Genomic DNA, 8,945 nt, shown 5'->3' on the forward strand with positions numbered 1-8,945 from the left:
CGTCCGGGTCGCCTTCGTCCGGGTCGCCTTCGTCCGGGTCCCACCTGCATGCTCGAATTACGGATGCATGCCCGGATGCTCAGGCTGAGCATGCATCTGTCATCGCGGCATGCATCTGCGAGGGCTGGCGGCACGACGACTCGATCCTCAGCGTGCGGTCACGCGCGGGCGCGGTCGAGTGCCGGCAGGATTGCTTGAACGACGGTCGCCCAGTCGTGGACGACCATCGCATAGTCGAAGCGCAAGGTCTCGAATCCGAGGGCGGATGCGGCTGCATCGCGCTCGAGATCGTGGTGACGACGCTCTGCGCTCGCGTGGTTGGTGCGACCGTCGACTTCGAGGATGAGGCGGCCCCCGACGACGAAGTCGACGCGGCCGACGCCGTCGATCGTGATCTGACACTCGAGGAGCACGCCGAGCAGATGCAGTCGCAGGCGGAGAAGGGACTCCAGTCCGCTTTCCGAGTCGGGGCGCGCGAGATCGAGAAGCCAGCGAGCAGCCGACGGCAGCTCCTTCCGAATCCTGGCGCGGTCGTGTGCGGAGATCAGGCGCTTGTTCCAGGCGGACTCGTAGGCCGCGAAGAACGCCTCGGTGCCGAGACACCGATATGCATGAATCAGCGCCGTGGCGATCGGCGCGAATCCCAGCCGTGCCGTGCCCGCCGAGTAGTGCGCAGTGCACTCGCAGCCCGCATGCGAGTGACGGCGACCCGAACCGCCCATCCACACATGCACGGATTCGTCTTCGGCGGGTAGCACCCACACCCCGTGGGCGCGAAGCGCGTCGGAACACGTGAGCGCTCCACCGTGCGCGCCGGCCGCGACGACCTTGCGGGCAGCGGAAGCGAGCACGTACACCCCGGGGCGCAGACGCTGGATCGATCCGTCTCGGACTGCCGCGGAGAGCTGACTCCGCGAGCAGCCGAACTCCTGCAGGCGGCGCCCATGAGCGATGCCGTCGAAGCGATCCAGGAGGTCTGCGGGTGCGAGCATCCCTCGAGCATCCGGCATCGTCAGCCGGCTTCCGGATGGATCCCCCGATGTATCCGGGCGACCGATCCGACTGCTCGCCCGTGCAGAAGAAGTGCGCAGATCACCTGCATGCCCAGATCACGGATGCATGCCCGCACAGCGACCCTCACCATGCATCCGTGATCTGAGCATGCATCTGAGAGGGCGGGAGTGAGAGGGCGGGTGTGAGGGGGCGGGAGTGGGAGGGGGGCATGAGGGAACCGGGAGGATGCCGCGACTAGGCTGAACTGGTGATCATCGGGACCGGCATCGACCTCGTGGACATCCCGCGGTTCGAGCGGACGCTCGAGCGGACACCTCGGCTTCTGGAGCGGCTGTTCGCGCCGAACGAACGGGGTCTGCGCCTGCCGTCGCTCGCCGCGCGCTATGCCGCGAAAGAGGCGCTGATCAAGACCCTCGGCGGGTCGGACGGCGTGCACTGGACCGAGATCGAGATCGCCTCGGAATCGTCGGGCCGGCCGCACTTCGTGCTGTCGGGCACCACTGCCGCGGCCGTCGCCGAGCGCGGTATCGTCCGCCTCCATCTGACCCTCACCCACGACGCGGGGCTCGCCGCCGCATTCGTCGTCGCCGAAGGAGATCCCCTGTGACTGTCCCGTTCCGCGAGGCGCGCATCGAACTGGATGCCATCAGCGACAACGTCCGCCACTTCCGTCGCCTGACGGGCGTCGAGGTCATCGCGGTCGTCAAGGCGAACGCCTACGGTCACGGCGCCGCGGCCGCCGCCGTCGCGGCTCTCGCGGGCGGGGCGACACGGCTCGGCGTCGCAGAGATCCCCGAGGCGCTCGATCTGCGGCGCCAGGGGATCACTGCGCCCATCCTCGCGTGGTTGCACGCCCCGGGGGAGCGGTTCGAGCAGGCCGCCGAGCACGACATCGAGCTCGGCATCTCCTCTTTCGATCAGCTCGAGGCAGCGGGCGCGGTCGCTTCGGTCGATCGCCCGGTCGGCGTGCACCTGAAGTTCGAGACCGGGCTGTCGCGCAACGGCATCGCTCCCGCCGACTGGGGTCGGGTGCTCGCAGAGGCGGCTCGTCTCGAGCGCATCGGTCGACTGCGGATCATCGGTCTCTTCAGTCACCTCTCCAACACCTCTGCGCACGACGACCGCGAGGCGCTGGCGAAGTTCGAGCAGGCCGTGGCGCTGGCGGAATCATTCGGGATCCATCCCGAGCTCCGGCACATCGCTGCGACGGCCGCGGCGATAGACCTTCCCGAGATGAGGCTCGACGCGGTTCGCATCGGCATCGGGATCTACGGCCTCTCGCCGTTCGACGACCGCTCATCGGCCGAGCTGGGGCTGCGGCCGGCCATGACGCTGCGGGGCGCCGTCGCCGCAGTGCGCAGAGTGCCCGCCGGTGCGGGCATCTCGTACGGATACGACCACCGCACGCCGCGCGACACCACCCTGGTGCTCGTTCCGTTCGGCTACGCCGATGGAGTACCGCGGCAGGCCTCGGGGAGACTGCCCGTCTCGATCGCCGGACGCCGATACGTCAACGTCGGCCGCATCGCGATGGATCAGTTCGTCGTCGACGTGGGTGACGCGGCCGTCGCGGTCGGAGACGAGGTCGTGCTGTTCGGAGATCCGACGCTCGGGGTGCCGTCGGCCGCGGAGTGGGCCAACGCCGCGTCGACAATCGACTACGACATCGTGACCCGCATCGGCGCCCGAGTGCCCCGGAGGTCGGCATGAGCGTCGACCCCGCTTTCCTCGGCCGGCACGAGATCGAGACCTCGGCGGCGATGGAGCAGCTCGGATTCCGTATCGGCGAGCAGCTGGAGGCCGGAGATCTGCTGATCCTGACCGGACCGCTGGGCGCCGGCAAGACGACCTTCACCCGGGGTCTCGCGGAGGGCCTCGGTGTGCGAGGCCCCGTGCAGAGCCCCACGTTCGTGATCGCGCGGACGCATCCCTCGCTCGTCGGGCGTGCACCGCTCGTGCACGTCGACGCCTACCGGCTCGGCTCCGGGGCGGAGCTCGACGATCTCGACCTCGATCTGGCCCGCTCGGTCGTGGTGATCGAGTGGGGGCGGGGAATGGCCGAGGAGCTGGCCGACCGGTGGTGGGACATCGAGCTGGAGAGACCGGTGGGGGGCGGAGACGAACTCGATCCGTCCGAGCTCGACTCGGATGCTCCGCGCCACGTCACCATCACCCGCGAGGGGCTGTCGGCTATCCCCGACTGAACCCCGGCTACCCTGGAGAGGTGATCCTCGCCGTCGACACCTCCCTGGGCACCGCCGTCTCGCTCATCGATGCCGACGGCACTCTGCGCTCGCAGGCCTCCGCCTCCGATCCGCTCGGACATGCCGAGGTGATCGGCGACCTGCTGGTGCGCACGCTCGACGGCGCCGACGGCGGGCAGATCTCCCACATCGTGGCGGGCATGGGCCCCGGGCCGTTCACGGGTCTGCGGATCGGTATCGCGGCGGCACGCGCGTTCGCACTGGGCCGCGGAATCCCCGTCGTGCCGGTGCCCAGCCACTACGCCGCGGCCCTCACTGCGATGGAAAGCGACTCCGTGGCGGGCGCCTTCGCGATCGCCACCGACGCCCGTCGCCGGGAGGTCGCGGTCACCGTCTTCGACGGAACGGACGCCGACGGCATCCCCGTCGTCGTCGCCGAGACGGTGCTGGTGCCGCGTGCCGACGTCGAGGCCCGTCTCGACGGCATCCGCCGCATCGACGTCGAGACTCTCTCCGCGACCGACCTCGCGCGGGTCGGCGCGCGTGCGCTCGCCGCCGGACGCGTGCTCGCGGATGCGGAGCCCCTGTATCTGCGTCAGCCCGACGTCTCCGTGCCGGGCGCCCCGAAGAAGGTGGGGCTGTGACCGTTCGTCCCGCGACATCCGACGATCTCGACGCCATCATGGCGATCGAGCATCGCTCGTTCCCCACGGATGCGTGGAGTTCGGAGACCATGGCGGTCGAGCTCGCGAGTCCGCACGGGTGCTACCTGGTCGACGAGCATGAGGGGTCGATCATCGGCTACGGGGGAGTCCGTGCACTCGTGGGGGCGAGCGACGCCGACATCCAGACCATCGCCTTCGACGCCGAACACCGCGGCGCCGGTCGCGGTCGCGCCCTGCTGCGTGCGCTGCTGGACGCGGCCGTCGAACGCGGCGCCCGCGAGGTCTTCCTCGAGGTGCGCGCCGACAACCCGAGTGCTGAGGGTCTGTACCGTTCCGAGGGCTTCGAGGAGATCGCCCGCCGCCCGCGGTACTACCAGCCTGACGACGTCGACGCGATCGTGATGAAGCTGGTGCTTCCGCATCCGCGGTCGGTCGACCCTCGGATCACGGATGCCGACGTCGCGAAGGAGGCGAGCGAATGACCGAGCCGCTGGTGCTGGGCATCGAGACGAGCTGTGACGAGACGGGCATCGGCATCGTCAGAGGACGCACCCTGCTGTCGAACACGATCGCTTCGAGCATGGACGAGCATTCGCGGTACGGCGGTGTGGTGCCTGAGGTCGCGGCTCGCGCGCACCTCGAGGCCCTGCAGCCGTCGATCGACGCGGCGCTCGCCGAGGCGGACGTGCGACTCGAGGATCTCGATGCGGTCGCCGTGACGAGCGGCCCCGGTCTGGCCGGTGCGCTGATGGTCGGTGTCGGCGCGGCGAAGGGCCTCGCCGTGGCCCTCGACAAGCCGCTCTATGCGGTGAACCACCTCGTGGGTCATATCGCCGCCGACATCCTGACCCCCGACTCGGAGCCGCTCGAATACCCGACGATCGCCCTGCTGGTGTCGGGCGGACACACATCCCTGCTGCATGTGCGCGACCTCACCACCGACGTCGAGATGCTCGGCGAGACCATGGACGACGCCGCAGGAGAGGCGTTCGACAAGGTCGCCCGCCTGCTGTCGCTGCCGTATCCCGGGGGCCCCGAGATCGACCGAGCGGCCGCGTCCGGCGACCCGACCGCGATCCGCTTCCCGCGTGGGCTGTCCCGCGCCTCGGACCTCGCCGCGCACCGCTACGACTTCTCGTTCTCCGGATTGAAGACCGCTGTCGCCCGATGGGTCGAACGCTGCGAGGCCGAGGGCGTCGAGGTCCCCGTCGCCGATGTGGCGGCGAGCTTCCGCGAGGCCGTCGTCGACGTGCTCGTCACGAAGGCTCTCGCGGCCTGCGCCGATCGCGGAGTGCCGCGGCTGCTCCTCGGAGGCGGGGTCATCGCGAACCGCCGGCTGCGCGAGGTCGCCCTCTCGAGGGCGGAGGCCGCAGGCGTCACCGTGCGGATCCCGCCGCTCTCGCTCTGCACCGACAACGGGGCGATGATCGCGGCGCTCGCCGCCGAGCTGATCGGTTCGGGCAGACCGCCGTCGACTCTCGCGTTCGGCGCGGACTCGACCCTTCCCGTGACTCAGATCCAGGTCGATGAGCGGGTCGAGGTGCACTGATGAGCGACGTGCCTCGCACGGGTGGACCCGCTGACTCCGAGCGCGAGGGCTCGCGCGCGGTGATTCCGCCGACGCGACTCGAACGACCCACGCCCGAGGTGGTGCGCCCGGAAGGTGCAGCGCGACTGCCCGGCGCGCCGCGCGGCGGCTACACCAAGCTGCCGACCGGACCGGTCGGGATCGAGCCCGTGGTCGCCAGCGGGCCGGAGCTCGATCGGCCTCCGCGCGAGTCGGAGTGGGAGCCCACGGGTACCGCCTCGGTGCCCGTGGTCGCAGACGAGACGAGGCTCGCGCCGTGGGCGCTCATGGCGGCGATCGTCGCGCTGGTCGCCTCGTTCTTCGTCGGCTGGGGGATACCGATCGCGATCATCGCGGTAATCGCCTCGATCATGTCGTTGCGGCGACCCGTCGAGAATCGAGCGATCGCGCGGTGGGCGCTGGTGCTCGGTCTGTGCGCGACCGTCTACAGCCTCGGCTGGCTCGTCTGGGCCGGCATGCAGTTCGAGAGACTCGGCTGACGCATGCTCGACGCCGAGGAGACGACCCAGCTGAGGGCGCTCCAGGCGCGTGCCTACGGACGAGACAGCACTCTGACCGCTGCCGATGCCGCACGCCTGGTCGAGCTGGAGCAGCGGCGGGCCGGCGCTGAGCGAGACGACGCTCGCGCGGTCGCGGCCGCTCCTCCGACACCCGACGAATCCCGCCCGGCCGACGCTAGCCGCGCGTCGAGAGCACAGGAGGAGCCGGCGGCGTCTTCCGCAACCGCGGCCGACGCGCCGGCTGAGGCATCACCGGCAGCGATGGTCGAGTCCGGGCCGGACGACGTGCCGCGCTCGTCGCGGTCGGTGCTCCGCCGCCACTGGCGGGCACTGGCGCTCGCCGCCATCGGCCTGCTCCTCATCGGCCTCGCGGCGGGGTGGGCGCTCTTCGGGCGCGACGACGGCGTTCCGCTCAGCGCAGCCGAGCAGCAGAGGGCCGGCGAGCTGGAGGCCGAGGGCGAGTACGATCCGGGCAGCGTGCGGGCGATCGGCAGAGACGATGACGCGATCGTGTGGTTCGGCACCAAGAAGGGCGGGGCGACGGAGTGCATCGTGCTCGATGTCGCAGGGCAGTCGGCGAGCGGATGTCAGATCGCCGATGACCTCGAGCGCGGCATCGGGCTCAGCGCAGGGGTCATCGACGCCCGGCCCGGCGATGAGGACGGCGGTGAGCAGATCTATGCGAGCGCGGCCCGTTCGCATACGGGCGAGATGGTGGCGCTGATCCAGCGCTGGACGCTCGACGTCGAGCAGTGGATGCAGCAGTTCGATGCCGACGAGCGTGACCGTGCCGAGCAACTCCTCGACCGCGGGTACGAGCAGCATTCGCTCGCCGTCATGGGATACGCCGGCGATGCCCCCGTCTGGTCGGCGACGCGCACCGAGGGCTTCACGACCAAGCAGTGCCTGATCGTCGACGCCGTCGACGCATCGCAGTGCGTCGATGCCAACATCGGGATGATCCCGGGGGAGGGCGTTCTGGTCGAGGGCGTCTCCGTGGACGATTCGGGCCGACGGTCCTCAACCTGGAGCGTGCGACTGGACTTCACCTCGATGGGCCGGTCCTATCTCATCGTGCAGGGTGAGATCCCAGATGCCGCAGAGGGAGACCCGACCGACGCCGCCGACGCGGGCTGACCTCACTCGACGTGAGAGTGGTGGGCGGTCACACCCGATCGGAGAGGATCGCGCGCCGCTGGGATCCGATGCGGGTCAGGATCAGGGTCGCCGAGCCGTCGCCGCGGAGGGTGAGCTTCTTGCGGAAGGCGGCGGGGTCGATGTCCATCCCGCGCTTCTTGATCTCGAGTGTGCCGATGCCGTGCGCCTTCAGTGCGGAGGTGATGGTCTTCGGGTTGGCGGACATGACCTCGCGCACGCGGAACGACTGCACGAACGGGCTCGTGAGTGCGGCATCGGATGTCAGATAGGCGATCTTCTCGTCGATCATCCCGGCTTCGAGGGTCCGCGCCACGTCGCCGATCAGGCGGGCCCGGATCACCGCGCCGTCGGGCTCGTGCACGAACGCGCCCAGCTCTCGGACGGGAGCGTCTTCGGCGTCTGCGCCGGCGGTGAGCTCGTGCGACTCCTCGCCCCTGATGATCAGCGCGGAACGACGCACTCCCTCTCGGGCGAGCACGCCCGTCCACACCACGAGCTCCACCACGCTGCCGTCCGCGCTGACCCACTGGGTCTCGGCGTCGTGGGGCAGGTCGTCTCTGTCGTGTCCGGGGCCGAGCTTGATGCCCGTCGGCATGCGCGCGGCCACCGAGAAGGCCCAGTCCAGCGGCGGCGAGTACGCGTCGGACGAGACGCGGCGCGTGTCACCGTGGCCCTGGGTGCGCCGGGCGGGGTCCATCCAGACGGCCTGCGCGCCGTCGCCGACCTCGGGCACATTGTCCTGGGCCGTGCCGTGACGGACGGTGGCGTCCTCGCCGAACGGCGCGAGGTTGTACGCCGCTATCGCCGAGGTGACCTCGTCGGCGTCGACGGCGACCACGTCGAGACCGGCCGCCGCGAACGCGAGCGAGTCGCCGCCGATCCCGCAGCCGAGGTCGGCCACGCGGGTGATGCCGGACCGGCGCAGCCGCTGCGCATGTCTCGCCGCGACGCCGAGCCGGGTCGACTGCTCGAGTCCTGCGCGGGTGAACAGCATCCGGCTCGCGAACGGTCCGAACTTCGCGACGGCCTTCGACCGCAGATGCGCTTGCCCGACGACCGCCGAGACGAGATCCGGGGAGTGTCCGGCGGCGCGCAGGCGGGAGACCGTGCGGGCGACGTCCGCGACCTGGTCGATCGGCCCCACCGCGTCCAGCAGCTCGAGGCCTTCGGGGGTGAGCAGTGCTCGCAGCTCAGACATCTCCACCCGATCAGCTTAGGCGCGTGGTCGCTCCGCCGGGTGTCCGTGGCTGGCACTCGCATTGCATGAGTGCCAGCGCACCGCATAGACTGGTGTTAGCACTCTCGGGTTGAGAGTGCGAACAAGTCTTTCGTGTCAGCGTCAAGAAAGAAGAGGTAGACCGTGTCGGTTTCCATCAAGCCGCTCGAGGACCGCATCGTCATCAAGCAGGTCGAGGCCGAGCAGACCACCGCGAGTGGCCTGGTCATCCCCGACACTGCAAAGGAGAAGCCCCAGGAGGGCGAGGTCGTGGCCGTGGGCCCCGGCCGCATCGACGACAACGGCAACCGTGTTCCGCTCGACGTCGCCGTGGGCGACCGCGTGCTCTACAGCAAGTACGGCGGCACCGAGGTGAAGTTCGGCGCAGACGAGTTCCTCGTCCTGTCGGCTCGCGACGTTCTCGCGGTCGTCGTCCGCTGATCAGCGGATCAGCCTGTTCCTGAGCCCGGTGAGGGCCAGGGGCGCATGTTCCTCGGAGAGGGGCCCGTTGCGGCACCCCACCCGGGCCCCCCCGCCGTTGCGGGGGGCGGGGGGCGGGGGGCCGGGGGCCCCGGGGGGGTCGAGGGGGGGCGCGGGGGG

At 70.3% G+C, this 8,945-nt stretch carries 11 protein-coding genes; 9 read left to right on the forward strand and 2 right to left on the reverse strand.

What is annotated here, in order from left to right; genetic code table 11:
* Positions 1-158: 158 nt before the first annotated feature.
* Positions 159-992 carry a DUF559 domain-containing protein gene (locus RWO82_RS14125; RefSeq protein WP_314428153.1) on the reverse strand — a complete coding sequence of 278 codons (834 nt, stop codon included), beginning with the start codon at positions 990-992 and terminating at the stop codon, positions 159-161.
* Positions 993-1,261: 269 nt separating this feature from the next.
* Here RWO82_RS14125 and RWO82_RS14130 point away from each other — a divergent pair, with 269 nt between their 5' ends.
* Genes RWO82_RS14130 through RWO82_RS14165 form a run of 8 tightly spaced genes read left to right on the forward strand, consistent with a single transcriptional unit; the run spans position 1,262 to position 7,108 of the window.
* Entirely contained in the window at positions 1,262-1,621 is a 360-nt protein-coding gene (locus RWO82_RS14130) for a holo-ACP synthase (protein ID WP_314428154.1), read from the forward strand.
* The gene (gene alr, locus RWO82_RS14135; protein WP_314428157.1) at positions 1,618-2,724 is read left to right on the forward strand and encodes an alanine racemase; all 1,107 of its coding nucleotides are present in this window, start codon (positions 1,618-1,620) and stop codon (positions 2,722-2,724) included. Before RWO82_RS14130 ends, alr begins: the two co-directional genes overlap by 4 nt.
* Complete coding sequence (gene tsaE, locus RWO82_RS14140; RefSeq protein ID WP_314428159.1) at positions 2,721-3,218, forward strand: tRNA (adenosine(37)-N6)-threonylcarbamoyltransferase complex ATPase subunit type 1 TsaE; 498 nt, start codon at positions 2,721-2,723, stop codon at positions 3,216-3,218. Before alr ends, tsaE begins: the two co-directional genes overlap by 4 nt.
* A 20-nt stretch (positions 3,219-3,238) precedes the next feature.
* The gene (tsaB, locus tag RWO82_RS14145) at positions 3,239-3,862 is read left to right on the forward strand and encodes a tRNA (adenosine(37)-N6)-threonylcarbamoyltransferase complex dimerization subunit type 1 TsaB (protein WP_314428161.1); all 624 of its coding nucleotides are present in this window, start codon (positions 3,239-3,241) and stop codon (positions 3,860-3,862) included.
* Positions 3,859-4,365, forward strand: a complete 507-nt coding sequence (gene rimI / locus RWO82_RS14150) for a ribosomal protein S18-alanine N-acetyltransferase (protein WP_314428163.1) — start codon at positions 3,859-3,861, stop codon at positions 4,363-4,365. Before tsaB ends, rimI begins: the two co-directional genes overlap by 4 nt.
* Positions 4,362-5,432, forward strand: coding sequence for a tRNA (adenosine(37)-N6)-threonylcarbamoyltransferase complex transferase subunit TsaD (gene tsaD / locus RWO82_RS14155; protein WP_314428164.1), 1,071 nt, complete (start codon positions 4,362-4,364; stop codon positions 5,430-5,432). Before rimI ends, tsaD begins: the two co-directional genes overlap by 4 nt.
* Positions 5,432-5,950: a hypothetical protein gene (locus tag RWO82_RS14160; protein WP_314428165.1), complete on the forward strand. Its 519-nt coding sequence runs from the start codon at positions 5,432-5,434 to the stop codon at positions 5,948-5,950. The genes tsaD and RWO82_RS14160 overlap by 1 nt, the downstream gene beginning before the upstream one ends.
* 3 nt (positions 5,951-5,953) lie before the next feature.
* Positions 5,954-7,108 (forward strand): hypothetical protein, encoded by a 1,155-nt coding sequence (locus RWO82_RS14165; RefSeq protein WP_314428166.1) that lies wholly within the window; start codon positions 5,954-5,956, stop codon positions 7,106-7,108.
* Positions 7,109-7,136: 28 nt separating this feature from the next.
* Here the strand turns inward: RWO82_RS14165 and RWO82_RS14170 are convergent, their stop codons facing one another.
* Positions 7,137-8,327, reverse strand: coding sequence for a THUMP-like domain-containing protein (locus RWO82_RS14170; protein ID WP_399540884.1), 1,191 nt, complete (start codon positions 8,325-8,327; stop codon positions 7,137-7,139).
* A 162-nt stretch (positions 8,328-8,489) separates the two neighbouring features.
* Between RWO82_RS14170 and groES the strand changes: the two genes are divergently transcribed.
* Entirely contained in the window at positions 8,490-8,786 is a 297-nt protein-coding gene (groES, locus tag RWO82_RS14175; protein WP_017203655.1) for a co-chaperone GroES, read from the forward strand.
* Positions 8,787-8,945 lie beyond the last annotated feature (159 nt).

The organism is uncultured Microbacterium sp., assembly GCF_963521645.1.
In the GTDB taxonomy this organism is placed as follows: Bacteria; Actinomycetota; Actinomycetes; order Actinomycetales; family Microbacteriaceae; genus Microbacterium.

Bases quoted from the DNA above. Each gene is read 5' to 3' on its own strand.
- tsaE (WP_314428159.1), top strand. From the start codon at position 2,721: ATGAGCGTCGACCCCGCTTTCCTCGGCCGGCACGAGATCGAGACCTCG.
- tsaD (WP_314428164.1), top strand. From the start codon at position 4,362: ATGACCGAGCCGCTGGTGCTGGGCATCGAGACGAGCTGTGACGAGACG.
- RWO82_RS14160 (WP_314428165.1), top strand. From the start codon at position 5,432: ATGAGCGACGTGCCTCGCACGGGTGGACCCGCTGACTCCGAGCGCGAG.
- RWO82_RS14165 (WP_314428166.1), top strand. From the start codon at position 5,954: ATGCTCGACGCCGAGGAGACGACCCAGCTGAGGGCGCTCCAGGCGCGT.
- RWO82_RS14170 (WP_399540884.1), bottom strand. From the start codon at position 8,327: ATGTCTGAGCTGCGAGCACTGCTCACCCCCGAAGGCCTCGAGCTGCTG.
- RWO82_RS14125 (WP_314428153.1), bottom strand. From the start codon at position 992: ATGCTCGCACCCGCAGACCTCCTGGATCGCTTCGACGGCATCGCTCAT.